Source organism: Pseudomonas khorasanensis, from assembly GCF_014268505.2.
Taxonomy (GTDB): domain Bacteria; phylum Pseudomonadota; class Gammaproteobacteria; order Pseudomonadales; family Pseudomonadaceae; genus Aquipseudomonas; species Aquipseudomonas khorasanensis.
Window position 1 is genome coordinate 110,647 of record NZ_JABWQP020000003.1, and the last position, 25,053, is coordinate 135,699.

Genomic DNA, 25,053 nt, shown 5'->3' on the forward strand with positions numbered 1-25,053 from the left:
ACATTCCCGTAACGCCGTCAGCAAAGCCGCGGCACTAGCGCCGCGGCAATCCACAACTGTTAGAGCCCCGGCGGCACGTGCCAGCTCGGCGACTCTTGGGCTTGGAACAAACAACGGCAACTGCGCAATGCTCGGCCAGGCATCGCCAGCCATTCGCCGCAGGTGCTCGAAACCCTGTCCACTGCTGACCACCAGCCCGTTCAAGCGTTCCGCTTCGATCCGCCGTGGCAACTCGTTCGGCGGGTAGGCTGGCAGGTCACGACGATACAACTCCAGATATTCGACACTAGCACCAAGCGCGCGCAGGCGCTCGGCGAGCAGTTCACGGCCGCCCTCGCCGCGCAGAATCAACACCTGAGCGCCAGGCCGGCTGACCGCCTCGCGCAGCCGCGGCAATTGCAGCAACGCTTCGCTGTCATCGCCGTCTGCGGGAAAGCTTACATCGAGGCCATGATCGCGCAGAATTTCTGCGGTCGCCGCGCCGACGCTGAACCAAGGCACCGTCAATGACGAGATGCCTTCGGATTTCAGCAGATCCACCGCAATGCGCGCCGCCGGCTTGCTGACCACAATCACTGCACTGCAAGCAGGCAATCGCGCGATCGCCTGACGAATCGTGTCAGAGATCGGCAGCGGGACAATGTCCAGAAGCGGCAGGCAACTGCTGAAAATCCCGTGTCCGGTCAACTGTTCGGCCAGCGCCACACAGTCGTGCTCAGGACGCGTCAGCAGCAGGCGCCAGCCGGTCACTCGTGACCCGCCTCGCCATACACTGCCTTGAGAATGTCACCGGCGCCCTGCTTGAGCAGATCTTCGGCGACCTGCACGCCCAGGGCTTGGGCGTCAGCACGTGGCGCCCGCGCCTGGGCGCTGAGCAGCTTGCCACCGCTCGGCTCACCGACCAGACCGCGCAACCACAACTGCTCGCCTTCAAGCACGGCGTAGCAGGCGATCGGCACTTGGCAGCCACCGTTCAAATGTTTGTTGAGGGCACGTTCGGCGTTCACGCGCGAAGCGGTGTCGGCGTGGTGCAAAGGCGCGAGCAAGGCGTGAATTTCGCTGTCGGCGCTGCGGCATTCGATGCCCACTGCGCCCTGACCGCCGGCCGGCAGGCTGTCATCAACGCTGATCGCCGAGGTGATGCGATCCTCAAAACCGAGACGGATAAGACCCGCCGCCGCCAGAATGATCGCGTCGTACTCGCCGGCGTCAAGCTTGGCCAGTCGGGTGTTGACGTTGCCACGCAGGAAACGGATCTGCAGGTCCGGGCGCCGGGTCAGCAACTGCGCCTGACGACGCAAGCTGGACGTACCGACAATGGCCCCGGCGGGCAGAGCCTCAAGGCTTGCGTAGGTGTTGGAAACAAACGCGTCGCGTGGATCTTCGCGCTCGCAGATGCAGAACAGGCCCAGCCCCTGAGGGAAGTCCATCGGCACGTCTTTCATCGAGTGGACGGCGATGTCGGCTTCGTTTTCCAGCAGCGCGGTTTCCAGTTCCTTGACGAACAGACCCTTGCCGCCGATCTTCGACAGCGGCGAGTCGAGCAGCTTGTCGCCGCGACTGACCATGGGCACCAGCGTCACCAGCAAGCCCGGATGGGCCGCCTCAAGACGGGCTTTTACGTATTCGGCCTGCCAGAGGGCCAGCGCACTCTTACGGGTGGCGATGCGGATTTCGCGAGGGGACATGGAACAATCCGTACTGAAAAGATACGGCGGATAATAACAGCTCAGCCAAATCCACTTTGACTTGAATCAGAAAACGGCCTGGCCTCCCTGGCCTGCCATGCCGATTGGAATTCGCAAGGCCCGGTATAGACCGGCTCAAAGCCCCTGCATCATCTTGCGTACACCGGCCACATGCCGACGGCTGACAATCAGCGCATCGCCATTGAGGCCTTTGAGGAACAACTGGAAATGCCCCAGCGGCGTGCGCTGCAAACGCTCGATGCGGTCGCGGGCGACCAGCGCGTTGCGGTGGATACGCACAAAGCGTTCGCCGAATTCGTCTTCCAGGGCTTTGAGGGGTTCGTCGAGCAACACCTCCCCGGCTTCGTGGCGCAGGGTCACGTATTTGTGGTCGGCGATGAAATAGACCACCTGATCCAGCGGGATCAGCTCGATGCCTTTACGGGTACGCGCACTGATGTGGCTGCGTGGACCGTTGCCACTTTCGGCAGCGGGGCGGGTCAAGGCCGAGAGCTGCGTCCGATTGGGACGATCGGCCCGTTTCAGAGCGTCATTCAAGTGTTCGGTTCGCACAGGTTTCACCACATAGCCCACGGCGCTGGCCTGCAGGGCTTCCACGGCAAATTCATCGGGGCTGGTGCAAAACACCACGGCCGGCGGCGTTTCTCGTTCGCAAAGTCTGGCAGCGACTTGCAGGCCATCGAGGCCCGGCATGCGGATATCGAGCAGCACGATATCCGGCTTGTGGCTGTCGATCAGCGCCAACGCCTCCTCGCCATTCGTGGCACTGGGCTCCAGGACTGTGTAACCCTCGAGTTCGCTCACCATTCGGCTGAGGCGCTCGCGAGCCAGGGGTTCGTCATCAACGATCAGGACATTCATATTGCGCTGGATTCCTGCGTGAGTCTCGCACAAGGATAGCGTAGACAGGTGAAGTGACGTCCGTCACCGCGATCCACGCTAAGACTAGCCCGAGCCCCAAAAAGTGCCGTACGTCGGCCAGCAATATTTGCCAGCGTTCGGGTCGCACCGCTCAGAGCCCGCTGTTTCCTGCGTTTCTCACGGGGTTGACTCAAGGACAACTCACCCGCCCCCTCTTCTTAACAGTCGGTGGCCGGACCTTTGCATGATCCGCATTCGCACCAACCCTTATGTCCACTGTAGACGTTCGTCGGAACGATATTGCTCAATCGAAAAATATCCTTTCGCAAATTCTTTGCAGAAAACGCAGGCCAGCGCTCCCCGGCCGGAAAAAACGTATCGACCTGTGTCAACGACACGATTGGCAACCCTGTTATTATCCGCGCCTGCATTCCACGCCTTTTCTCCAAGCCGATACGAGCGAATTCATGAGCACTGACAAGACCAATCAGTCCTGGGGCGGCCGCTTCAGTGAACCCGTCGACGCCTTCGTCGCCCGCTTCACCGCCTCCGTCACTTTCGACCAGCGCCTGTATCGCCACGACATCATGGGCTCGATCGCCCACGCTACCATGCTGGCCAAGGTCGGCGTGCTGACCGATGCCGAGCGCGACAGCATCATCGATGGCCTGAAGACCATTCAAAGCGAAATCGAGGCCGGCCAGTTCGACTGGCGCATCGACCTTGAAGACGTGCACATGAACATCGAAGCACGCCTGACCGACCGCATCGGCGTCACCGGCAAGAAGTTGCACACCGGGCGCAGCCGTAACGACCAGGTCGCCACCGACATCCGCCTGTGGCTACGCGACGAGATCGACCTGATCCTGGCCGAGATCACCCGCCTGCAAAAAGGCCTGCTGGAGCAAGCAGAGCGCGAAGCCGCGAGCATCATGCCGGGCTTTACTCACCTGCAGACCGCGCAACCGGTGACCTTTGGCCACCACATGCTGGCCTGGTTCGAAATGCTCAGCCGCGATTACGAGCGCCTCGTCGATTGCCGCAAACGCACCAACCGCATGCCGCTGGGCAGCGCTGCGCTGGCGGGCACGACTTATCCGATCGACCGCGAGTACACCGCGCAACTGCTGGGTTTCGACGCCGTCGGCGGCAACTCGCTGGACAACGTTTCGGACCGCGACTTCGCCATTGAATTCTGCTCGGCCGCGAGCATCGCGATGATGCATCTGTCGCGGTTCTCCGAAGAGCTGGTGCTGTGGACCAGCGCGCAGTTCCAGTTCATCGATCTGCCGGATCGCTTCTGCACCGGCAGCTCGATCATGCCGCAAAAGAAAAACCCGGACGTGCCGGAGCTGGTGCGTGGCAAGACCGGTCGTGTATTCGGCGCGCTGATGGGCCTGTTGACCCTGATGAAAGGCCAGCCGCTGGCCTACAACAAGGACAATCAGGAAGACAAGGAACCGCTGTTTGATGCCGCCGACACCCTGCGCGATTCGCTGCGTGCGTTCGCCGACATGATCCCGGCGATCAAACCGAAACATGCCATCATGCGTGAAGCGGCCCTGCGCGGTTTTTCCACAGCGACCGACCTGGCGGACTATCTGGTGCGCCGTGGCCTGCCGTTCCGTGACTGTCACGAGATTGTTGGCCACGCCGTGAAATACGGTGTCGACAGCGGCAAGGATCTGGCCGAAATGAGTCTTGAAGAACTGCGCCAGTTCAGTGATCAGATCGAGCAGGACGTCTTCGCCGTGCTGACCCTGGAAGGCTCGGTGAATGCCCGAGACCACATCGGTGGGACTGCCCCGGCGCAGGTCAAAGCCGCCGTCGTGCGCGGTCAGGCCTTGATTGCCAGCCGTTAAGCGCTAAAAGCTAAAAGCTTCGCGAGCAGGCTCGCTCCCACATTGGAATGCGTTCCTTTGTGGGAGCGAGCCTGCTCGCGAATAGGTACGACACAAACCCTACTTCTTCGCAGCAATCATCGCCAGAAACGCCGGCATCGCCGCATCCTTGTCCGCTGCAATCTTCTGCGCATGCGGATTTTGCTCAAGCCGCTCCAGCAACGCTTTCGCCTGCGGCATGTCGGCCAGCAAATCGATTCCGAACAGCTTTTGCCCGACCGCACAGGCGAGCGGCACGCTATAAAGAAAATACAAATCGGCAATGCTCAGGCTGTCACCCGCCACATACGGAGCGAATTTGCCGTGGCGGCCCAGCGCTGCAAAACCCAGCAGCAACTCGGTCCGGGTCTTTTCCTTGATCGCCTCCGGCAGGCTCACGCCGAAAAACGCTTCGCCATAACAGGCCCGGCCGGGCAGCTCGATATACAACTCGATCTCCTTGGCAATCGCCAACACCTGTGCACGCTCGAACGGATCGCCCGGCAGCAGCGGCTTGCCTTCCTGGGTCTGTTCGAGATATTCAAGGATGATCGCGGTTTCGTTAATGTAACCGGCCTCGACGCCCAGCACCGGAACCTTGCCACGCGGGCTGATCGCCAGTGATTCCGGGGTTTGCGTCGGGGCGAAGGTCACCTCTTCGAATGGCAAACCTTTTTCCAGGAGGGCCAGTTTGACCATGTTGTAGTAGTTGCTGACGCAGAATCCGTAGAGTTTGAACATCACAGAGCCTCCAGGCCGGGTGGGGTGGGCAGTGCCTGTTTATAGATCGCGGCGGCATTTCCCGCCAGCAGCATCACGCCGCTGAATGCGGGTAAACTGGCGCCTTTCCTTGAGGAGCCTGCCATGAGCGAGCCGACAGATATCGTCAACGATGACGACGAAGAAGCATTCACCGAGGCGACGCTGATCGAAGCCATCGAAAACCAGATCGAAAGCGACAACCCGCCGGCAGCCAAGGCGACGTTCAACAAGCTGACGCTGGTGGGCATGGAGCGCGAGGAGATTCTCAACCTGATGGCCCACGTTCTGGCCCATGAGATTGATGCGATGCTCGATGAAGACCGCCCGTTCGACACCCAATGGTACGAAACGGCGTTGCGCGCATTGCCAGAGCTGCCACCTGAAAAACAGTAACAACATGATTTCTGTGGGAGCGACCTGCTCGCTCCCACAATGTTTGTTACGTATCTATCCAGCCAACTTACTGGCCCCGACTACACTGGAATTCGCCTCAAGACAAAATCCCTGGCCTGAGCACTGGACAGGCCGCAAAAGCGGGTTCACCTTATTGGCGTTGTCGTCCAATTCCTAGAAAGTCTGGAGTCCTTATGTCGCTTAGCCCTGAGTTGGTTGCCGAACTGGAAGTCCTTGCACTCTTCCCCCTGGACAGTTCCCAGGAAGGCCTGAAAATTCATCAGACCGCTGCCCCGAAACACATTGCCGCCGCCCAACGCCTCTTTGAAAAAGAACTTACCGACCAGCCGGATGGCGGTTATCTGACCAGTCTGGGACGCGATGCCGCGCAAAATGTGCAGACCGTGCTGACGATTCTGAAAGAGCAAGAAACCGCCTGATCCTCCCTGACTTTGCCCACGGGAACTCCTGCCACGGGATTTCCGCGGGCCCACCCGGCCACTCCCGATGGAAATCTGACGTCAGAGCACAAATTCAGCTTAAACGTCCTGCAGCGCAGAGGCTAAACTGCCGCCATTCCCAGACCCTCTACGTCCGAGCCTGCAAGCCGGTTTGAGCTGACATGACGCGCACCCACGAAATCCGCCCCGACCTGGACGAAGGAATCGACCGCAAGGTACTCAGCCAACTGCGCGCACGGTTTCTCAAACTCAATGAAGGTCGCCTGAGCCGAGCGCTCGAAGGTTTATCGACGCGCCAGCAAAGTGTGCTGACCCTGCTGCCGCTGTTCTTTCACGTCAATCATCCCTTGCTGCCCGGTTATGTCTCGGGCAGTACACCGGCCGGCCTGTCGAATTACGAACCGGACGCCGAAACTCTGGCCGAAGCGCAACGCCTGACCCGTTCGTTTGCCTACAAGCCACGCCATGGCAGCAACCCGCCGCGACCGATTCATGGCCTGTTTCTGATGGGCAGCCTCGGCACGCTGGCGCAGGCCGACCAGAGCGACATGGACGTGTGGGTCTGCCATGCGCCTGACCTGAGTGAAAGCGAACTCGCCGAGTTGAGCAAAAAGTGCCAGTTGCTGGAAACCTGGGCCGCAACTCAGGGCGCAGAAGCGCATTTCTTCTTGATCGACCCGGTGCGCTTCGTCAAAGGCGAACGGGATTCCCAGCTCAGTTCGGAGAACTGCGGCAGCACCCAGCACTATCTGCTGCTCGACGAGTTTTACCGCACAGCGATCTGGCTGGCCGGGCGCACGCCGATCTGGTGGCTGGTGCCGGTTTATGAAGAAACGGCCTACGACGCTTACACCCATACCCTGCTGTCCAAACGCTTTATACGCGCCGACGAAACCCTCGACCTCGGACACATGGCGACGATTCCGCCAGGTGAGTTCATCGGTGCCGGGTTGTGGCAGTTGTTCAAAGGTATTGAGTCGCCGTACAAATCAGTGCTCAAACTGCTGCTGACCGAGGTTTACGCCAGCGAACACCCCCACGTGCAGTGCCTGAGCCTGCGTTTCAAAAAAGCCGTGTTCGCCAATCAGCTCGATCTCGATGAGCTGGACCCGTACATGGTCGTGTACCGGCGCATCGAGGAATACCTCATCGCCCGCAACGAGCCGGAACGCCTGGAACTGGTGCGCCGCTCGCTGTACCTCAAGGTCAACCGCAAGCTCACCGGCACCAGCCGTGCCCAGAGCTGGCAGCGCTCGCTGCTGGAGCGTCTGGCCAATGAGTGGCAGTGGGACCAGCGGCAACTGGCGCTGCTCGACAGTCGGAGCCAGTGGAAAGTCCGTCAGGTCAGCGCCGAGCGTCGCGCGCTGGTCAATGAACTCAACTACAGCTATCGCTTCCTGACCCAGTTTGCCCGCAGTGAACAGACCGTCAGCCTGATCAACAAGCGCGACCTCAATGTCCTTGGTCGTCGTCTGTACGCAGCTTTCGAGCGCAAGGCCGACAAGGTCGAGTTCATCAACCCCGGCATCGCCCCGGACCTGGCCGAAGACACGCTGACGCTGGTGCAGTCGCCGAACAAAAAAGAGCCGGGGCAGACCCATTGGGGGCTGTACAACGGGAGCCTCACGGCGCTGGAGTGGGAGCATTTTGCGCCGATCAAGCGCAGCCGCGAATTGCTCGAACTGCTGACCTGGTGCCACCGCAACGGCGTGATCGACAGCAGCACTCGCCTGGCGCTGCACCCCGGCACCAGCGACCTGAGCGAGTTCGAGTTGTTCAACCTGCTTGGCAGCCTGCAGCAATGCATCGCCCTGCCTTTGCCTACCGTTGCCGAAGAGCCGTTGCTGCGCGCCGCTGTGCCAACCGAAGTACTGTTGCTGGTGAACGTCGGCGTTGACCCGCTCAAGCATCACCGCGACCTGAACATTCTGATGACCACCGAACGTACCGACTCATTGAGTTACGCCGGGGTACGCGAAAACCTCGTCCTCACCCTCGATCAGGTCACGCTCAACAGCTGGAACGAAGTGTTGGTCAATCGTTTCGACGGTCCGCACGCGCTGCTCGACTGCCTGCGCGACTACCTCAACAACCTGCCACGCGGGTCTGTGCAGCCATCGTTGAAAGTGCGCTGTTTCTGCCACAACCGGGCGCAATTCATTGCCCGCCGCGTCGAAGAAATCGTCGACACCGCGCAGACCCTGCTCCTGAGTGACTTGAATCATCGCTACCTGATTCAGGTACAGCAGCACTATCACGTGCTGGAGTTGGTGCCGGGTCAGGTCAATCACGTCGCCCTCGCCACGTTGCCGGCACTGCTCGATTACCTCGGCGAAGAGCAACCGCGCTACAGCCCGCTGCACCTCGACCCGATGGCACTTGAAGACCACGACCTGGCGCTGATCCTGCCGATGGGCCAGCCGGAATGCATTCAGGTGTTCTATCGCATCAGCGAAGAGCAGGCCGAGCTGTACGTGCTGGATGAGTTCAATGCCTTGTGGCAGCAGCAATTGCCGTATCACGACGAGCAAAGTCTGCTGGTGCCGTTGCAACGTTTTCTGCAATCGATCCAGTACCGGCGTGAAGCGCTGCAGCCGATGGACGGCGGCCCTGCTGGCGGTCTTGAAACGTTGTATTACCAGCTGTTGCCGTCCGGCCCGGGGCGCTCACGCAGAGTCGAAACCCGATCGGCACCGCAGACACCGGCCAACAAGCCGTTCTACGACGTGCAGGCGATCATCGGCAAAGCCGCGCACGGCGAAGTGCAGGTCACCCTGTATTGCAATCAGCGGGAATTCAGCGAGCTGGAGCATGGCGACCAACTGTTCAGCGTGGTCGCCCGGGAAATCGTCAAGCAGCGCCGCGAGACCGAGCGCTATCGCTGCTACATCACCGATCTCGACCTGTCAGGCCTGCTCGGCGACGGCCACAGCTCAAGCAATTTGTATCTGCGCTACAAGGCGGACCTGGAGCGCTCGTTGAATGAAGCGCTCGAACAGGTTTGAGGCGAGGGTTTACTCGGGAAACGCGCCGCCGTTGACCGGCTGCGATTCCACTTCCAGCAAGGTCAGCTTCAGCGACTTGCCGCCCGGAGCTGGCCAGTCGATGTGCTGACCGACCTTCAGGCCCAGCAGCGCACTGCCTACCGGCGCCAGAATGGAGATTTTGCCTTCGTCGGCATTGGCGTCTTTTGGATAAACCAGCGTCAGGTGGTAATCCTTGCCACTGCCTTCTTCGCGGCAATGCACGCGGGAATTCATCGTCACGACATCAGCAGGCACTTCATCGTGGCCGACCACGGTATCGGCGCGGTCCAGCTCGGTTTGCAGTGCAATCACGCCCGGCGCAGCCTGGTCTTTCTCGTTCAGGCTGTCGATCAGGCGTTCCAGACGTTGCACGTCCAGACGGGTAAGGGTGATGGAAGGTGCGGTCATGATCCAGGCAGACTCCTTTCTTCTGCACAAAAAAAGCAAAACCCCGCCAAAAAAGACGGGGTTTTCACCGTGCCTCGGTGGTTTGAGGCGTCTGCGGACACTATCACAGCTCAAAAAATATACAAGTCACGCCCCGTTGGACTGCTTGCGCTGTGACGCCTGGGAGACGATCACGCGACGCCGCTCATCGTCTGCCGAGCGCCATTCGCGGATATCTTCCACATGCCGGAAGCAGCCCAGGCAAACCTTCTGTTCATCCAGCCGGCAAACGCCGCTGCAAGGCGAAGGCACCGCCGGGCTGACATTGCTGTAAAGCGGCTTCGGCGGACGGATTGGCGCGGTGTCGGTCACGAAATCACAGACCTTCGAAATCGAATTCGGCACCGGCCTGTTGCTTGACGATGCGCTCGAGCATTTCGCCCAGTTGTTCTTCGCTTTTGTCACACATCCAGCGCTCGCTCTCTTCGTCGTAGTCGAAGTGGAAACCACCGGACACGGCCGCCAGCCACAGCTGACGCAGAGGTTCCTGGCGGCTGAAAATCAATTGGCTGCCGTTTTCGAATTTGACGGTCAGCACGCCGGCCGAGCTTTCCAGATCGATGTCCAGTTCGCTTTCGTCAAAAATGTCTTCCAGCGATTGCTGGGTGGCGTCGACCAGGTCGTGGAAACGGGCTTCGGTCAAACTCATTGCGGCAACCTCAAAAAAATGTCTGATCAGGCTCAAGCAGCCGAAAGATACGGACGCTGCCGGCCGATTGCAAAGGAATACGACCAAGCACCCGCAGCGCCATTACAAACACCGCCGGACGGGAACCCCCTCGCATAGGCAAGCTGCCGGGTGGCCGGTATACTCCGGCGCAATTAACGCATTTTCAAGGATTTCGCCATGAAGCGCCTGATCTCTTCCCTTGCTGCGCTCGTCGCGGTTGCCTGCCTGGTGTCGGCCTGTGGTCAAAAAGGCCCGTTGTACCTGCCCGACGACGACCAGGACCCGGCCGAACAAGCACAGTCTTCGCAAAAGCAACCGTCCAAAGCACACAAGCACGACGTTTACTAAGGGATCGCCATGGACGCTTTTAACTACCGTGGCGGGGAACTGTTCGCGGAAGGTGTGGCGCTGTCCGCCATCGCCGACCGCTTCGGCACGCCCACCTATGTCTATTCGCGCGCGCACATCGAAGCTCAGTATCTGGCCTTCGCCGATGCGCTGGCGGGCATGTCGCACCTGGTCTGCTTTGCCGTCAAAGCCAACTCCAACCTCGGTGTTCTGAATGTCCTGGCCCGTCTAGGCGCCGGTTTCGACATCGTTTCCCGTGGCGAACTGGAACGCGTACTTGCCGCCGGCGGCAGCGCCGACAAAATCGTATTCTCCGGTGTTGGCAAGACCCGAGACGACATGCGCCGGGCGCTGGAAGTCGGGGTGCACTGCTTTAACGTCGAGTCCACCGACGAGCTTGAGCGTCTGCAACTCGTCGCTGCCGAACTGGGCGTTCGCGCGCCGGTGTCGCTGCGCGTCAACCCGGACGTCGATGCCGGTACCCACCCTTACATTTCCACCGGTCTTAAAGAAAACAAGTTCGGCATCGCCATTGCCGACGCCGAAGACGTGTACGTGCGTGCCGCGCATTTGCCGAACCTGGAAGTGATCGGTGTCGACTGCCACATCGGTTCGCAACTGACCACCCTGCCGCCGTTCATCGATGCACTGGATCGTTTGCTCGATCTGGTCGACCGCCTCGGCGATTGCGGCATTCATCTGCGCCACATTGATCTGGGTGGCGGTTTGGGCGTGCGCTATCGCGATGAAGAGCCGCCATTGGCTGCCGACTACATCAAAGCCGTGCGCGAGCGTCTGAGCGGGCGTGATCTGGCGCTCGTGTTCGAGCCGGGCCGCTTCATCGTCGCCAACGGTGGCGTGTTGCTGACGCAGGTCGAGTACCTCAAGCACACCGAACACAAGGACTTCGCCATCGTCGATGCGGCGATGAACGACCTGATCCGGCCAGCGCTGTATCAGGCGTGGATGGACGTCACAGCGGTCAAGCCGCGTGACACCGCTGCGCGCAAATACGACATCGTCGGCCCAATCTGCGAAACCGGCGATTTCCTTGCCAAGGACCGCGAACTGGCCCTGGCTGAAGGCGATCTGCTGGCCGTGCATTCGGCAGGCGCCTATGGGTTTGTGATGGCTTCCAACTACAACACCCGTGGCCGTGCTGCCGAAGTACTGGTAGATGGCGATCAAGCATTTGAAGTGCGTCGCCGCGAAACCGTGGCCGAGCTGTTTGCCGGCGAAAGCCTGCTGCCGGAGTAACCCATGCTGCTGCGTTTTACCAAAATGCACGGCCTGGGCAATGACTTCATGGTTCTCGACCTGGTCAGCCAGCACGCGCACATTCAACCCAAACACGCCAAGCAATGGGGTGATCGCCATACCGGTATCGGTTTCGACCAGTTGCTGATCGTCGAGGCGCCAAGCAACCCGGACGTGGATTTCCGCTACCGCATCTTCAACTCCGATGGTTCGGAAGTGGAACAGTGCGGCAATGGCGCACGCTGCTTCGCCCGCTTCGTGCTCGACAAGCGTCTTACCGCCAAGCGCCAGATCCGCGTCGAAACCAAGGGCGGCATCATCGAGCTGGACGTGCGTAACGACGGCCAGATCGGCGTGAACATGGGCGCACCGCGCCTGGTGCCTGTGGACATTCCGTTCGAAGCGCCAGCCCAGGCCAACAGCTATAAGCTTGAAGTCGATGGCATCACGGTCGACCTGGCCGCCGTGTCAATGGGCAATCCCCATGCAGTGATTCGCGTGGAGGACATCAACAGTGCGCCCGTGCATGAACTGGGGCCGAAGATCGAGCACCATCCGCGCTTCCCGGCACGGGTCAATGTCGGCTTCCTTCAAGTCATCGACCGCCACCGTGCGCAATTGCGCGTCTGGGAACGCGGGGCCGGGGAAACCCAGGCCTGCGGTACCGGCGCCTGTGCGGCGGCGGTTGCGGCCATCAGTCAGGGGTGGATGGATTCGCCGCTGTTGATCGACCTGCCCGGCGGGCGTCTGTCCATCGAGTGGGCAGGCCCTGGCCAACCGGTGTTGATGACCGGTCCGGCAGTGCGTGTATACGAAGGACAAGTACGTCTTTGAGCGAGCAGAAATCATGACCGACAAGCCTCAGGTACCCGCCCGACCGTCCGACGAATCAGCGCCCGAAAGCCTTGAGGCGGCGGCGGTAGCCGCCTACCTGGAAGCTCATCCGGATTTCTTCGTCGAGCACGAAGAACTGCTGCCGGCGATGCGTATTCCGCACCAGCGCGGTGACACTGTCTCGCTGGTCGAGCGCCAGATGACGATACTGCGCGAGCGCAACATCGAGATGCGCCATCGGCTTTCGCATTTGATGGACGTGGCCCGTGACAACGATCGCCTGTTCGAAAAGACTCGCCGCCTGATCCTCGCCCTGATGGATGCATCGAGTCTGGAAGACGTGGTGATCGGCGTCGAAGACAGCCTGCGCCAGGATTTCCAGGTGCCCTTCGTCAGCCTGATTCTGCTCGGCGACAACCCGGCACCGGTCGGCCGCTGGGTGACCCACGCCGACGCGCAAACCGCCATTGGCGGTCTGCTTACCGAAGGCAAAAGCGTCAGTGGCAGCTTGCGCGAACACGAACTGGACTTCCTGTTCGGCGAAGAACAGCGCAAGCAGATTGGCTCCACGGCCGTCGTCGCGATCAGCCATCAAGGCATTCACGGCATTCTGGCCATCGCCAGCCGTGATCCGCAGCACTACAAGAGTTCGGTCGGCACGCTGTTCCTCAGCTATATCGCCGAAGTCATGGGCCGCGTGCTGCCACGGGTCAACAACCCCCTGCGCTCGGTACGCTGAACATGGAACGGCAACTGGACGCTTACTGCGAACATCTGCGCAGTGAGCGACAGGTGTCGCCGCACACGCTGTCGGCTTATCGCCGCGACCTCGATAAGGTGCTCGGCTGGTGCATCAAGCAGAACATCGGCAGCTGGGCCGCGCTGGACATCCAGCGTCTGCGCAGCCTGGTCGCCCGTCTGCATGCGCAAGGCCAGTCCTCGCGCAGCCTCGCCCGCCTGCTGTCGGCGGTACGCGGCCTCTATCATTATCTGAACCGTGAAGGCCTGTGCGACCACGACCCGGCCACCGGCCTGGCACCGCCAAAAGGTGAACGCCGCCTGCCGAAAACCCTCGACACCGACCGCGCCCTGCAACTGCTGGAAGGCGCGGTGGAGGATGACTTTCTCGCCCGACGCGATCAGGCGATTCTCGAGCTGTTCTATTCTTCCGGCCTGCGCCTGTCTGAGCTGACCGGGCTTAATCTTGATCAGCTTGATCTCGCCGACGGCATGGTTCAGGTGCTCGGCAAGGGCAGCAAGACCCGGCTGCTCCCGGTGGGCAAGAAAGCTCGCGAGGCGTTGGAGCAATGGCTGCCGCTGCGGGTCATGACCAATCCGGCGGACGACGCCGTGTTCGTCAGCCAGCAAGGCCGGCGCCTAGGTCCACGGTCGATTCAGGTGCGGGTCAAACTGGCCGGCGAGCGCGAATTGGGGCAGAACCTGCATCCGCACATGCTCAGGCATTCCTTCGCCAGCCACTTGCTGGAGTCCTCGCAGGACCTGCGCGCGGTACAGGAACTGCTCGGCCACTCGGACATCAAAACCACGCAGATCTACACCCACCTGGACTTCCAGCATCTGGCGGCGGTCTACGACAGCGCCCACCCACGGGCCAAACGCATGAAAGGCGATGATTCATGAGCATTCAGCTGGTCACCTTCGATCTTGATGACACCCTGTGGGATACCGCGCCCGTGATTGCCAGCGCCGAAACCGTATTGCGCGAATGGCTGAGCGAACATGCGCCGAATCTTGGCGCGGTGCCGGTCGAGCATTTGTGGGCGATTCGCGAACGCGTGCTCGCCAGCGAGCCGGGGCTCAAACACCGCATCAGCGCATTGCGTCGGCGCGTGCTGTTGCACGCGCTGGAAGAGTCCGGGTATGCCCACGGCGAGGCGTCGACGCTGGCCGACAAGGCTTTCGACGTGTTCTTGCATGCGCGTCATCAAATCGAGGTCTTCCCGGAAGTCGAGCCGCTGCTGGAGCTGCTCGCCAATGATTACGCACTAGGGGTGGTCACCAACGGCAACGCCGATGTAAGCCGGTTGGGGCTGGCGGATTACTTCAAGTTTGCGCTGTGTGCAGAAGACATCGGCATCGCCAAACCGGATGCGCGCCTGTTTCACGAGGCATTGCAGCGAGGCGGCGTAAGCGCGGAAGCGGCGGTGCATATCGGCGATCATCCCGGCGATGACATTGCCGGTGCGCAGCAGGCTGGTTTGCGAGCGGTGTGGTTCAATCCGGCAGGCAAGGTCTGGGAAGCCGAGCGCTTGCCGGATGCCGAGATTCGCAGCCTGACTGAATTGCCAGCGGTGTTGGCACGCTGGAATGCCTGATATTTAAACCCCTGTGGGAGCGAGCCTGCTCGCGAAGGCGTCCGGCCTGTCAACTTCTTGGTTGAATGAAGACCGTTTTCGCGAGCAGGCTCGCTCCCACATTTGCCTCAGGCATAAAAAAACCCGCAGCGACGGCGGGTTTTTTCAGCAAGCAAGCGGCACGCCTCAGATAGGGCGGCTACCGTACTTGTTGTCCGGCTTCTTGGGCGGATCGGCAACGACGTTGGCTTCGACTTCCTGCACCTTGCCACCGCGCGCAAGGAACTCTTCCATGGCTCGCGCCAGGGCATCACGCTCCTTGTTCTTGGCTTCGATGCTCGGCAACTCGTCTACCGACACCGCCGCCTTGGCTTTGCCTTTGGCAGCCGGGGCCGGCGTATCGTCACCGCCATCGTCTCCAGCAACGTCTTCCGCTGCCGCTTCCAGGCCTTCCTCGGCCTCGTCTTCGTCGCCTACTTCGAGGTCGTCGTTTTCCAGATCATCGTCGCTCATGTTCTACCTCATGACTTGCCAAAAGCAGATTAGTTATAGACCAGCTTTGGCGGCTGTCGAAGCCGCCGTTAAAAAATCTTCCACCGCTGCTGATCAGCGGCTTATGTCTCTTCACCGTGCAAAGTGGCGAGAACCTTGCGGGCACCGCCATGATCACGGTGCTCGCCCAGATAAACGCCTTGCCAGGTACCCAGTGCCAACCGCCCTGCCGAAACCGGCAGACTGATCTGGCAACCCAGCACGCTGGCCTTGAAGTGCGCCGGGAGGTCGTCCAGGCCTTCGTCGTTGTGCTCATAGCCGTCCGTTCCTTGTGGGATCAGACGATTGAAAAAACGTTCGAAATCGCGACGAACCGCCGGATCGGCGTTCTCGTTGATCGTCAACGAGGCCGAGGTGTGCTGCAGCCACAAATGCAACAGACCGACCCGACAGGTCTTGAGTTCAGGCAAGCTTTTGATCAGCTCGTCCGTTATCAGATGAAAGCCCCGAGGCCTTGCCTGCAGGGTTATCAGAGTCTGTTGCCACATACAGTTCTCCGCTCGTTCGGGGCGCATTCTAGCGTGCTCTGAAAAAAAACAAAGGCCCTAATATTCCTGCAGCGGTGTAAGCCATTGCCCGCAGAAAAACCCTCGTCGTAAAGACGACCAAAGCCGTAAGAAAAAACCTTTCAGCCGCTCATTGAATGACAAATCCCGGACAAAAAAATGCCCGGCGAACCGGGCAATTTTTTACTGCGCGTGCCTACAGGTTGTAGCCGCGTTCGTTGTGCTGTGCGAGGTCGAGGCCGACCGACTCTTCTTCCTCGGTCACACGCAGACCCATGACGGCGTCCAGGACCTTGAGGATGATGAAGGTGACGATCGCGGTGTAGATCACCGTGAAGCCCACGCCCTTGATCTGAATCCAGACCTGCGCGCCGATGTCAGTCACGGTGCCAAAGCCGCCCAGCGCAGGTGCTGCAAACACACCGGTCAGAATCGCGCCGAGGATACCGCCGATACCGTGCACGCCAAACGCGTCCAGAGAATCGTCGTAACCGAGTTTGCGTTTCAGGGTAGTGGCGCAGAAGAAGCACACTACGCCTGCGGCCAGACCGATCACCAATGCACCCATCGGGCCCACGGTGCCAGCGGCCGGAGTAATCGCAACCAGCCCGGCAACCACACCCGAAGCAATGCCCAGTGCGCTTGGCTTGCCGTGGGTGACCCACTCGGCAAACATCCAGCCCAGTGCGGCGGCGGCGGTAGCGATCTGGGTGACCAGCATGGCCATACCGGCAGTGCCGTTAGCCGCAGCGGCGGAACCGGCATTGAAGCCGAACCAGCCGACCCACAGCATCGCCGCACCCATGAGGGTATAACCGAGGTTGTGCGGGGCCATCGGCGTGGTCGGGAAGCCTTTGCGCTTGCCCAGCACCAGGCACGCCACCAGACCGGCGATACCGGCGTTGATATGCACCACGGTGCCGCCGGCGAAGTCGAGTACGCCCCAGTCCCACATCAGGCCGCCGTTACCGGACCAGACCATGTGCGCGATCGGTGCATAAACCAGAGTGAACCAGACGCCCATGAAAATCAGCATCGCGGAGAATTTCATCCGCTCGGCGAATGCACCGACGATCAGCGCCGGGGTGATGATCGCGAACGTCATCTGGAACGTAATGAACACCGCCTCAGGAAACAGCGCCGCTGGGCCGGTAATGCTCGAAGGCGTGACACCGGCGAGGAACGCCTTGCCCATGCCACCGAAGAACGAATTGAAGTTGACGACGCCCTGTTCCATGCCAGTGGTGTCGAAGGCGATGCTGTAGCCATAAATGACCCACAGGATGCTGATCAGACCGGTAATGGCGAAGCACTGCATCAGCACGGAAAGAATGTTTTTGGAGCGAACCATGCCGCCGTAGAACAGCGCAAGGCCCGGGATGGTCATGAACAGCACCAGAGCCGTCGAGGTGAGCATCCAGGCGGTGTCGCCTGAATTGAGGACTGGCGCTGCCACTTCGTCTGCCGCCATGGCGATGCCGGGCATTACGATGGACAACAGGGCGCCTAGCCCTGCGAATTTACGCAGAGTCATATTGTTTTCTCCTGGGGCGTTGGGTTTGTGGCGGCGCTTAGATCGCGTCGGTATCGGTTTCGCCGGTACGGATGCGGATCGTCTGTTCCAGATTGACCACGAAAATCTTGCCGTCACCGATCTTGCCGGTGTTGGCCGCCTTGGTTATCGCTTCGATAACCCGATCCAGATCCTTGTCGTCGATGGCTACATCGATTTTCACCTTGGGCAGAAAATCGACGACATATTCCGCGCCGCGATACAGCTCGGTGTGCCCCTTCTGCCGGCCGAAGCCTTTGACTTCAGTGACAGTAATGCCCTGCACGCCGATTTCGGACAGCGACTCGCGCACGTCGTCCAACTTGAACGGCTTGATGATGGCAGTGACTAGCTTCATGAAACTCTCTCCCGAATTGGTGGACTTGCCCCAGGAAAACAAACCCGTCTCAAGTCTAAGCGCAGTGCCTGGCTTTGTAACGCATCGTTGACGCCAGCTAACCGCATCAGACGAAACTCCCCGCCTCGTCTGTCGCACTGCATTCGTCACAGCGACTGCATCAGTGCATGGGTCGATGGTGACTAAGCAGAAACCTTGCCAGCTCGACAAAAACCCTGCATTTCAATCTCTTGGCAACTATTGTTGGCACTCATGCGGTGAGGCGTCTGCCGATACGCACAACAACGGTGCGCAGCAGTCCGTCCCTCTGCGCGAAAAGCGTGCATCCCTGGCGACGCGATTTGACGATAGACACTGCGTGATACACTGCCGCCCATTGCTTACAGGACACTTCCCATGCTCGCGCCCAAAGACTTCCTCGACGCCCTGAGCGGCACCGCCTCCCGCCTTTTCAGCGGAGACACTCCACTGCCGAAAGCCGAAATCGAAAGCCAGTTCAAAATGCTGCTGCAAAGCGCCTTCAGCAAACTGGATCTGGTGAGCCGCGAAGAGTTTGATAGCCAGATGGTGGTGCTGGCGCGCACTCGCGCCCGCCTCGAAAGCCTCGAAGCGAAAGTCGCCGAGATGGAAGCCAAGCTGACACCGCCGGCTGAATAATCCGCTCCCCCTGTAGGAGCTGTCGAAGGCTGCGATCTTTTGATCTCCAGCCCTTCAACCATCCAGGCAACGTCCTACAACCTGCACCACCTCCGTCCGATTGCGCCTAAAAGCCCAGATTTTTCTAAGCTCACCCGATGCTGAATGTTCAGCACCGGGATTGGCGACCTGGATCGGATTTGACGCAATGCAACTAAACTCACAGAGATTTTTCTCTCAACGAGTTATGGCGGCTTTGCGTGAAAGACCTCAGGGTCTGCCGGTTTCGAATTCACCGGCTCGCCAACCCGCGCATAGCTGCCAGCCTATTCGTTTGGCGGGCAACCAGTGACAGCCCATCGGGTCTTGATACGTCTTGTAAACCTCTATTTCAGCACTGAAACCCGGCTCGACTACCCTTCAAAAACCCGCAGGAAGCGGCACCCGATTCAGCTCAAGGAACGAACATGTCCCTCTCCATCGTCCACAGTCGCGCCCAGATAGGCGTGGATGCTCCCGCCGTTACCGTCGAAGTCCATTTAGCCAACGGCCTGCCGTCGCTGACCATGGTCGGCCTGCCCGAAGCGGCGGTGAAGGAGAGCAAGGATCGGGTGCGCAGCGCGATCATCAATTCCGGGCTGCAGTTTCCGGCGCGGCGGATTACCTTGAACCTGGCACCGGCGGACCTGCCCAAGGATGGCGGGCGGTTTGATCTGGCGATTGCTCTGGGGATCCTGTCGGCGAGTGTGCAAGTGCCTTGCCTGACGCTGGATGAGGTGGAGTGTCTTGGCGAGCTGGCGTTGTCCGGCGCTGTCAGGCCGGTGCGTGGCGTGCTGCCGGCAGCACTGGCGGCGCGCAAGGCCGGGCGCGCCCTGGTGGTGCCGCGCGCGAATGCCGAAGAGGCATGTCTGGCTTCTGGATTGACAGTATTTGCGGTGGATCATCTGCTTGAGGCAGTGGCGCATTTCAACGGCCATACGCCAATGGAGCCTTATATTTCGGACGGTTTGATGCATGCCGCCAAGCCCTACCCCGACCTCAATGAAGTGCAAGGACAGGTAGCCGCCAAGCGTGCATTGCTGATTGCGGCTGCCGGGGCGCACAACCTGCTGTTCAGCGGGCCGCCGGGAACAGGCAAGACTTTGCTGGCGAGCCGCTTGCCGGGACTGTTGCCGCCGCTTTCTGAATGCGAAGCCCTGGAAGTGGCAGCGATTCAATCGGTCGCCAGTGGTGTGCCTTTGACTCATTGGCCGCAACGCCCCTTCCGTCAACCGCACCACTCCGCTTCCGGGCCGGCGCTGGTTGGCGGGAGCTCGAAACCGCAGCCCGGCGAAATTACCCTCGCCCACCACGGCGTGCTCTTTCTCGACGAATTACCCGAGTTTGATCGCAAGGTTCTGGAGGTGCTGCGCGAGCCTCTGGAGTCCGGGCATATCGTGATCGCGCGAGCCAAGGACCGTGTGCGCTTTCCGGCGCGGTTTCAACTGGTGGCGGCGATGAATCCCTGTCCCTGTGGATATCTTGGCGAACCCAGCGGCAAGTGCTCGTGCACGCCGGACATGGTTCAGCGCTATCGCAACAAGCTGTCGGGGCCACTGCTCGACCGGATAGATCTGCACCTGACAGTGGCGCGAGAGGCGACCGCATTGAACCCGGTAGCGAATCCCGGGGAAGACAGCGCCAGTGCCGCGGCGCTGGTGGCGGACGCCCGGGAGCGGCAGCAAAAACGCCAGGGCTGCGCCAATGCCTTTCTAGATCTCCCGGGTCTGAAGCGCCATTGCCGGTTAGCCCAAGTCGATGAGACATGGCTGGAGGCGGCCTGTGAGCGACTGATCCTGTCGCTGCGCTCGGCGCATCGCCTGCTCAAAGTTGCCCGAACACTGGCCGACCTTGAACAAGTCGATGCAATCCGCCGCGAACACCTGGCCGAGGCGCTGCAGTACCGACCGGCGACGTCTTAATGCTCGGTCAGATCAACCAGGGGCGCCTGTCGCACTTCGGTATCGCGCCCTGCCTGAATATCAGTCACGCGCGTCAAAGCATTATCCACCGCACCTTTATCCGCCAGGAGGCTGTAGCTGATCTGGAACTGTCGTTGCTCCTTTGGCGCAATAGTTGGCACCAGATTCAGCGGCCGTTGATAACGACGGTTGTAGGAAAAACTGGTCCCTGGTTCCAGCCCCGTCACGTAGCCCTGCCCTTGGGTGTCGGTGTTTTTCCACAGCGAGAACACTGGCAGCTGCTGTGTGTTGAAGCCAACAGCAACGCCGAGACTCCCGACCTTGTTGTGCAGCACCGTCAAGGTATCGCCCTTTGCGTCCGCATAAGGCACGACGTTGTAGACCGTTTCGTCATAATCTTTGGTCGGGCCGCGATAGGTCTGCCAGTCAGCCAGATCGCCCTTGGCCTTGTCGTTGAACGGCGAGACCTGTTTTACCGGAGCGGCAAATTTCGCGCCTTGCTCGAGGAACGGCGTACTGAAGTTGCTGTGGTACAGCGCCTGATATTCTTTCGGATAGTCGCCGTTGTTGGTCAGGGTGTCGTTGAGGGCGAAGCTTGCACTGCCCGGTTCGGTGACCAGTTCTGTGGCGACCGAGAAATCGACCTTCTTGAACGCCTGCTCCTTGAGCTCGCCGCGCAGCGTGATGGCATACGGCGGCTTCTCATCGATGTGCAAAGTGACGGTGCTGGCCGGGATGTTCGCGGCGCGACCGTGCAGGGTCAACAATTCACCGTTATCCACGCCGGGATGGCCGACCCACTCGTAACCACAACGCGTGACCAATTCGTTGAAGCCTTCGAGCCAACCCAGGCCACCACGTCCGTTGAGCTCGATGAACGCCGGATTGACCACCTCCTTGACCGGCGAATCCCAGCCCATGCGCACATCGCCCACCGAGGCTTGCAACACGTTCATGCCGCGGGTCGGCACCACCGACAACTTCATCGTGCCGTTATCGATATCGACAATGCTCACGCCCTCCTGGCGACCACCGTGCAGGGTGCGCAGGGTCACGGAAAACGGTTTGGCGGTTTTTACACCGAGTTGTTCGCTGGTGATCGTCCAGTTTTTTGCAGGGGTGTTGGCATCGAGCAGGACATAGTCCCAGGCCATGGCATGGGAGGCAGCGGAGAATGCGCCGAGGGCGACGATGAATTTGAGCGGAGTCATGGCAGCAGCCTTTTTGGAGTTGTGCCATTTTTATAGCGCTGCGGAAACGTTTCAGCAAGCGCATTCGCGAGCAGGCTCGCTCTTACAGGGATCTCGGGTGTTCACAAAAAACTGCGATTCACACCGAAAACTGTGGGAGCGAGCCTGCTCGCGAACGCTGTTTCAAAGGCGAATCAACGGAAGCGATCAACCTCGGAGCGCAGATCCGATGCCAGCTTTTCAAGCTCTTTGGCGGTTATAGCCAGATTCGACACCACCTCACGTTGCTCACTGTTGGCCAGCGCAATGCTCTGCAAATTGCTGCTCAGCAACGTCGCGGTGCTGCTCTGCTCTTGCGTCGCGGTAGTGATCGCAGCAAATTGCTGCCCTGCCGAACGGCTCTGCTCATCGATCCGCGCCAGCGCCGAGGCGACATTGGCGTTACGCGACAGACCTTCCTGCATCAGCACATTGCCTTGCTCCATGGTGCTGATCGCGTTGCCGGTTTCCTGCTGGATGCTGTGGATCATGCTGGAGATTTCATCGGTCGCCTGACGGGTACGCGAGGCCAGGCTGCGCACTTCGTCAGCCACCACGGCAAAGCCACGGCCCTGCTCGCCGGCGCGGGCCGCTTCGATCGCAGCGTTGAGCGCCAACAGGTTGGTCTGTTCGGCAATCGAGGTGATCACCCCGACAATGCCGCCGATTTCCTGGGAGCGTTGACCCAAGGTATTGATCACCGTCGCGGTGCTGTTCAGCGCACCGGCGATTTGCTCAAGCGAAGACGACGCTTCTTCCATCGAGCTGCGACCGATCTGCGTTTGCTGGGCATTTTCCTGCGCCAGACGCTGGGTCGCGCCCATGTTGTCGGCGATGTTCAACGATGTGGCGCTGAACTCTTCCACGGCACCGGCCATGCTGGTGATTTCGCCCGACTGCTGCTCCATCCCCTCGTACGCACCGCCGGACAAGCCGGACAAGGCCTGGGCACGGCTGTTGACCTCTTCCGAGGCGCGACGGATGTGCTCGACCATGGTCGACAGTGCCTGGCTCATCTGGTTGAAGGCACGGGACAACTGCCCGATTTCGTCGTGGCTCGACACATTCAGGCGCACGCTCAGATCACCGGCACCCAACGCTTCAGCCTGGCGCACCAGATCGCCCAGCGGCGCCAGTTTGCTGCGCAGCAGCCAGACCACGGAGCCGACTGCCAGCAACATTGCCAACAGACTGCCGATGGCCAGTTGCGTACCGACGCTCCAGGTCACCGCCCGGATCTCGGCTTTCGGCATGCTCGCCACCACCGACCATGGGCCATCCTCGAACGGCACGGCAACGCTGTAGAAGTCTTCGCCGTTGTCATTCCAGAACTGGCCCTTGCCAGGCGTTTTCACCAGATTATTAATCGCCGGAGCGGCTTGGTCCAAGGCTTCGACGCCGGCAATCGGCACCAGCCACTTGTTCTGCTCGTCGAGCAAGGCCAGCGAGCCGGTCTGACCGATGCGGAAGCGCTTGAGGTTGGCGAACTGTGCGTTCTGCGCGTCGGTGTAATCGAAGCCGACGTACAACACGGCGATGATCTTGCCGCCAGCGTCACGCACCGGGGTGTATTGCGACATGTAGTAGCGTTCGAACAACAAGGAGCGCCCGACAAAACTTTGCCCGGCCATCAACCGCGCGTAAGCCGGGTTGGCGTGATCGAGCACGGTGCCAATGGCACGGGTGCCGTCCTGCTTGGTGACGTTAGTGCTGACGCGGATGAAGTCTTCGCCGCTGCGCACGAACACCGTGGCCACGCCGGCGGTCATCTGCTTGAATTCATCAACTTCCTTGAAGTTGTTATTCAGCACCTCGCTGCCCAGATGCAACCCCGGCGTTTGAATGCCGGCCACGGTCACTGGCTGGTCTGGATGCACGCTCAAGCCGCTGCCGAAACGTTTCTCGAACAGGCCGCTCAAACGCAGGGTGCTTTCACGCAGTGTGCCGTGAAAGGTACTCAACTGATCGGCGAGCAACCGGGCCTCGCTGGCCAGGTGCTCTTCACGCGTGGCGAGGTTGGCGGAATCCAGCGAACGCAAAGCAAAAACCGTACTGCCAGAGATGACAATCGCCAATATCACAGCGAGGGCAAGACCCAGCTGCGACGCGATCCGAGCACGTGGTTGAGACATGAACAGCTCCTGGCCGAGCCACCGAATCCTCCTTGATCGCGGTAATTGCCCGGAAAATATTCTAATAATGGGGGTGTAGCGCGAACCGGCACGACGGTTCCACATGCTCGTAGTCGGCGGTAAAACCGAATACTTGAGCGCTTCGCGTGGGTATGGCGCAGTAGTGGCATTGTGCCGGCTCGAACGTTTCAGCTCAAGCGCGCCACCGCCGGCAGTTGCATGGCGCGGACTTCGCCCTGCAGGAAGTCACTCAGGCGGCGCAAACGTTCACCTCCCGGACGCGGTTTTGGCCACACGAGGTAATAATTCAATCCACTGGCGACCGCCGTTGGCCACGGCAGACTCAACCGCCCTTGCGCCACATCTTCAGCGACCATCAACAAATCGCCCATCGACACCCCGTAGCCGCGCGCCGCCGCAATCATGCCCAGCTCCAGCGTATCGAAAACCTGTCCCCCTTTTAGCGACACCTGGTCGGACAGGCCCATGCGCTCCAGCCAGCTGCGCCAGTCCCGTCGATCCGGAGTCGGATGGAGCAATTCAGCGCTGGCCAGTCTCGCGACATCCCACGGTTGATCGTTCAGCAGATTCGGCGCGCCCACCGGGATCAGTTCTTCAGGAAACAACAGACTCGCCTCCCAGTCCGGCGGAAAGTGCCCGTCACTGAGCAACACGGCGCAATCGAATGGCTCATTGTTGAAGTCCACCGAATCGACGTCCATCCAGGCGCTGGTCAATTGCACCTCATTGCCCGGCTGTAAATGCCGAAAACGGCTCAGCCGCGCCAGCAGCCAGCGCATGGTCAGCGTCGATGGCGCCTTCATGCGCAGGATGTCGTCCTCGGCACGCAGGGTATTGCACGCCCGCTCAAGGGCGGCGAAGCCTTCACGGATACCGGGCAACAACAACCGAGCCGATTCGGTGAGTTGCAAGTTCCGGCCGCTTCGATGAAACAAACGGCAGGCGAAATGTTCTTCAAGGGTGCGCATGTGCCGACTGACTGCACTCTGGGTGATCGACAGTTCTTCAGCCGCGCGAGTGAACGAGCTGTGTCGCGCTGCTGCTTCGAATGCGCGCAGGGCATACAACGGCGGAAGGCGTCGGGACATACACAAAGCTCCAGTACCGGGATGCAGCCAATCTGGCCAGGATTTTTCAGCATGA

The 25,053-nt window shown here is 60.4% G+C and carries 25 protein-coding genes and 2 pseudogenes; 12 read left to right on the forward strand and 15 right to left on the reverse strand.

The features are described from left to right. Positions 1 to 3 precede the first annotated feature (3 nt). From HU727_RS25720 to HU727_RS26080, 4 genes and pseudogenes are all read right to left on the reverse strand, one after another. Positions 4 to 750, reverse strand: a pseudogene (locus tag HU727_RS25720) (uroporphyrinogen-III synthase); the annotation flags it as partial. Then, a complete protein-coding gene (gene hemC, locus HU727_RS09855; protein ID WP_186530914.1) occupies positions 747 to 1,688 on the reverse strand; it encodes a hydroxymethylbilane synthase in 942 nt (313 codons plus the stop codon). The gene hemC and the pseudogene HU727_RS25720, both read right to left, overlap by 4 nt. 135 nt (positions 1,689 to 1,823) lie before the next feature. After that, a complete protein-coding gene (locus HU727_RS09860) occupies positions 1,824 to 2,570 on the reverse strand; it encodes a LytR/AlgR family response regulator transcription factor (protein WP_186530916.1) in 747 nt (248 codons plus the stop codon). Next, positions 2,567 to 2,704 (reverse strand): annotated as a pseudogene (locus HU727_RS26080) (sensor histidine kinase); the annotation flags it as partial. The gene HU727_RS09860 and the pseudogene HU727_RS26080, both read right to left, overlap by 4 nt. A 333-nt stretch (positions 2,705 to 3,037) precedes the next feature. Here HU727_RS26080 and argH point away from each other — a divergent pair. Further along, a complete protein-coding gene (argH, locus tag HU727_RS09865) occupies positions 3,038 to 4,432 on the forward strand; it encodes an argininosuccinate lyase (RefSeq protein WP_186530918.1) in 1,395 nt (464 codons plus the stop codon). A 99-nt stretch (positions 4,433 to 4,531) separates the two neighbouring features. Here the strand turns inward: argH and HU727_RS09870 are convergent, their stop codons facing one another. Then, on the reverse strand, positions 4,532 to 5,191 hold the full coding sequence (locus HU727_RS09870; RefSeq protein WP_186530921.1) for a glutathione S-transferase family protein: 660 nt from the start codon (positions 5,189 to 5,191) through the stop codon (positions 4,532 to 4,534). 123 nt (positions 5,192 to 5,314) lie between these two features. Here HU727_RS09870 and HU727_RS09875 point away from each other — a divergent pair, with 123 nt between their 5' ends. From HU727_RS09875 to HU727_RS09885, 3 genes are all read left to right on the forward strand, one after another. Then, positions 5,315 to 5,605: a hypothetical protein gene (locus HU727_RS09875; protein WP_186530922.1), complete on the forward strand. Its 291-nt coding sequence runs from the start codon at positions 5,315 to 5,317 to the stop codon at positions 5,603 to 5,605. Between the two features lie 194 nt (positions 5,606 to 5,799). Beyond that, complete coding sequence (locus HU727_RS09880; RefSeq protein WP_186530924.1) at positions 5,800 to 6,045, forward strand: TIGR02647 family protein; 246 nt, start codon at positions 5,800 to 5,802, stop codon at positions 6,043 to 6,045. 182 nt (positions 6,046 to 6,227) lie between these two features. Next, positions 6,228 to 9,071, forward strand: a complete 2,844-nt coding sequence (locus HU727_RS09885; RefSeq protein WP_186530926.1) for a class I adenylate cyclase — start codon at positions 6,228 to 6,230, stop codon at positions 9,069 to 9,071. A gap of 9 nt (positions 9,072 to 9,080) precedes the next feature. On the opposite strand, the gene rnk is transcribed toward HU727_RS09885, so the two are convergent. From rnk to cyaY, 3 genes are all read right to left on the reverse strand, one after another. Then, positions 9,081 to 9,500 (reverse strand): nucleoside diphosphate kinase regulator, encoded by a 420-nt coding sequence (rnk, locus tag HU727_RS09890; protein ID WP_186530928.1) that lies wholly within the window; start codon positions 9,498 to 9,500, stop codon positions 9,081 to 9,083. 126 nt (positions 9,501 to 9,626) lie between these two features. Next, positions 9,627 to 9,851 carry a DUF1289 domain-containing protein gene (locus tag HU727_RS09895; protein ID WP_186530930.1) on the reverse strand — a complete coding sequence of 75 codons (225 nt, stop codon included), beginning with the start codon at positions 9,849 to 9,851 and terminating at the stop codon, positions 9,627 to 9,629. A 4-nt stretch (positions 9,852 to 9,855) separates the two neighbouring features. Continuing rightward, entirely contained in the window at positions 9,856 to 10,188 is a 333-nt protein-coding gene (gene cyaY / locus HU727_RS09900; protein WP_186530932.1) for an iron donor protein CyaY, read from the reverse strand. 198 nt (positions 10,189 to 10,386) lie between these two features. On the opposite strand from cyaY, the gene lptM reads away from it, so the two are divergent. Genes lptM through HU727_RS09930 form a run of 6 tightly spaced genes read left to right on the forward strand, consistent with a single transcriptional unit; the run spans position 10,387 to position 14,984 of the window. Beyond that, complete coding sequence (gene lptM, locus HU727_RS09905) at positions 10,387 to 10,557, forward strand: LPS translocon maturation chaperone LptM (RefSeq protein WP_016772589.1); 171 nt, start codon at positions 10,387 to 10,389, stop codon at positions 10,555 to 10,557. 9 nt (positions 10,558 to 10,566) lie between these two features. Continuing rightward, the gene (lysA, locus tag HU727_RS09910) at positions 10,567 to 11,814 is read left to right on the forward strand and encodes a diaminopimelate decarboxylase (protein WP_186530934.1); all 1,248 of its coding nucleotides are present in this window, start codon (positions 10,567 to 10,569) and stop codon (positions 11,812 to 11,814) included. A gap of 3 nt (positions 11,815 to 11,817) precedes the next feature. Further along, the gene (gene dapF / locus HU727_RS09915) at positions 11,818 to 12,648 is read left to right on the forward strand and encodes a diaminopimelate epimerase (RefSeq protein ID WP_186530936.1); all 831 of its coding nucleotides are present in this window, start codon (positions 11,818 to 11,820) and stop codon (positions 12,646 to 12,648) included. A 13-nt stretch (positions 12,649 to 12,661) separates the two neighbouring features. Beyond that, the gene (locus HU727_RS09920) at positions 12,662 to 13,387 is read left to right on the forward strand and encodes a DUF484 family protein (protein WP_186530938.1); all 726 of its coding nucleotides are present in this window, start codon (positions 12,662 to 12,664) and stop codon (positions 13,385 to 13,387) included. Between the two features lie 2 nt (positions 13,388 to 13,389). Beyond that, positions 13,390 to 14,289, forward strand: a complete 900-nt coding sequence (gene xerC, locus HU727_RS09925; RefSeq protein ID WP_186530940.1) for a tyrosine recombinase XerC — start codon at positions 13,390 to 13,392, stop codon at positions 14,287 to 14,289. Next, positions 14,286 to 14,984 (forward strand): HAD family hydrolase, encoded by a 699-nt coding sequence (locus tag HU727_RS09930; protein WP_186530942.1) that lies wholly within the window; start codon positions 14,286 to 14,288, stop codon positions 14,982 to 14,984. Before xerC ends, HU727_RS09930 begins: the two co-directional genes overlap by 4 nt. A gap of 165 nt (positions 14,985 to 15,149) precedes the next feature. Here HU727_RS09930 and sutA read toward each other — a convergent pair whose 3' ends face one another. The 4 genes from sutA to glnK form a co-directional block, all read right to left on the reverse strand. Further along, on the reverse strand, positions 15,150 to 15,476 hold the full coding sequence (gene sutA / locus HU727_RS09935) for a dormancy-specific transcriptional regulator SutA (RefSeq protein ID WP_186530944.1): 327 nt from the start codon (positions 15,474 to 15,476) through the stop codon (positions 15,150 to 15,152). 101 nt (positions 15,477 to 15,577) lie between these two features. Further along, entirely contained in the window at positions 15,578 to 16,003 is a 426-nt protein-coding gene (locus HU727_RS09940; RefSeq protein WP_186530946.1) for a secondary thiamine-phosphate synthase enzyme YjbQ, read from the reverse strand. A 214-nt stretch (positions 16,004 to 16,217) separates the two neighbouring features. Continuing rightward, positions 16,218 to 17,555 (reverse strand): ammonium transporter, encoded by a 1,338-nt coding sequence (locus HU727_RS09945; protein ID WP_024014776.1) that lies wholly within the window; start codon positions 17,553 to 17,555, stop codon positions 16,218 to 16,220. A 37-nt stretch (positions 17,556 to 17,592) separates the two neighbouring features. After that, positions 17,593 to 17,931: a P-II family nitrogen regulator gene (gene glnK / locus HU727_RS09950; protein WP_186530948.1), complete on the reverse strand. Its 339-nt coding sequence runs from the start codon at positions 17,929 to 17,931 to the stop codon at positions 17,593 to 17,595. Positions 17,932 to 18,327: 396 nt separating this feature from the next. Here glnK and HU727_RS09955 point away from each other — a divergent pair, with 396 nt between their 5' ends. Together HU727_RS09955 and HU727_RS09960 are read left to right on the forward strand one after the other, a co-directional pair. Then, the gene (locus HU727_RS09955) at positions 18,328 to 18,588 is read left to right on the forward strand and encodes an accessory factor UbiK family protein (protein ID WP_007920416.1); all 261 of its coding nucleotides are present in this window, start codon (positions 18,328 to 18,330) and stop codon (positions 18,586 to 18,588) included. 446 nt (positions 18,589 to 19,034) lie between these two features. Then, positions 19,035 to 20,528 (forward strand): YifB family Mg chelatase-like AAA ATPase, encoded by a 1,494-nt coding sequence (locus tag HU727_RS09960; RefSeq protein ID WP_186530950.1) that lies wholly within the window; start codon positions 19,035 to 19,037, stop codon positions 20,526 to 20,528. Here the strand turns inward: HU727_RS09960 and HU727_RS09965 are convergent. The 3 genes from HU727_RS09965 to HU727_RS09975 all read right to left on the reverse strand — a co-directional run bounded on the left by HU727_RS09965 (position 20,525) and on the right by HU727_RS09975 (position 24,998). Next, on the reverse strand, positions 20,525 to 21,739 hold the full coding sequence (locus tag HU727_RS09965; protein ID WP_186530952.1) for an aldose 1-epimerase family protein: 1,215 nt from the start codon (positions 21,737 to 21,739) through the stop codon (positions 20,525 to 20,527). The genes HU727_RS09960 and HU727_RS09965 overlap by 4 nt on opposite strands. A 173-nt stretch (positions 21,740 to 21,912) precedes the next feature. Next, positions 21,913 to 23,889 carry a methyl-accepting chemotaxis protein gene (locus HU727_RS09970; RefSeq protein ID WP_186530954.1) on the reverse strand — a complete coding sequence of 659 codons (1,977 nt, stop codon included), beginning with the start codon at positions 23,887 to 23,889 and terminating at the stop codon, positions 21,913 to 21,915. Positions 23,890 to 24,077: 188 nt separating this feature from the next. Continuing rightward, the gene (locus HU727_RS09975) at positions 24,078 to 24,998 is read right to left on the reverse strand and encodes a LysR substrate-binding domain-containing protein (RefSeq protein ID WP_186530956.1); all 921 of its coding nucleotides are present in this window, start codon (positions 24,996 to 24,998) and stop codon (positions 24,078 to 24,080) included. Positions 24,999 to 25,053: the final 55 nt, after the last annotated feature.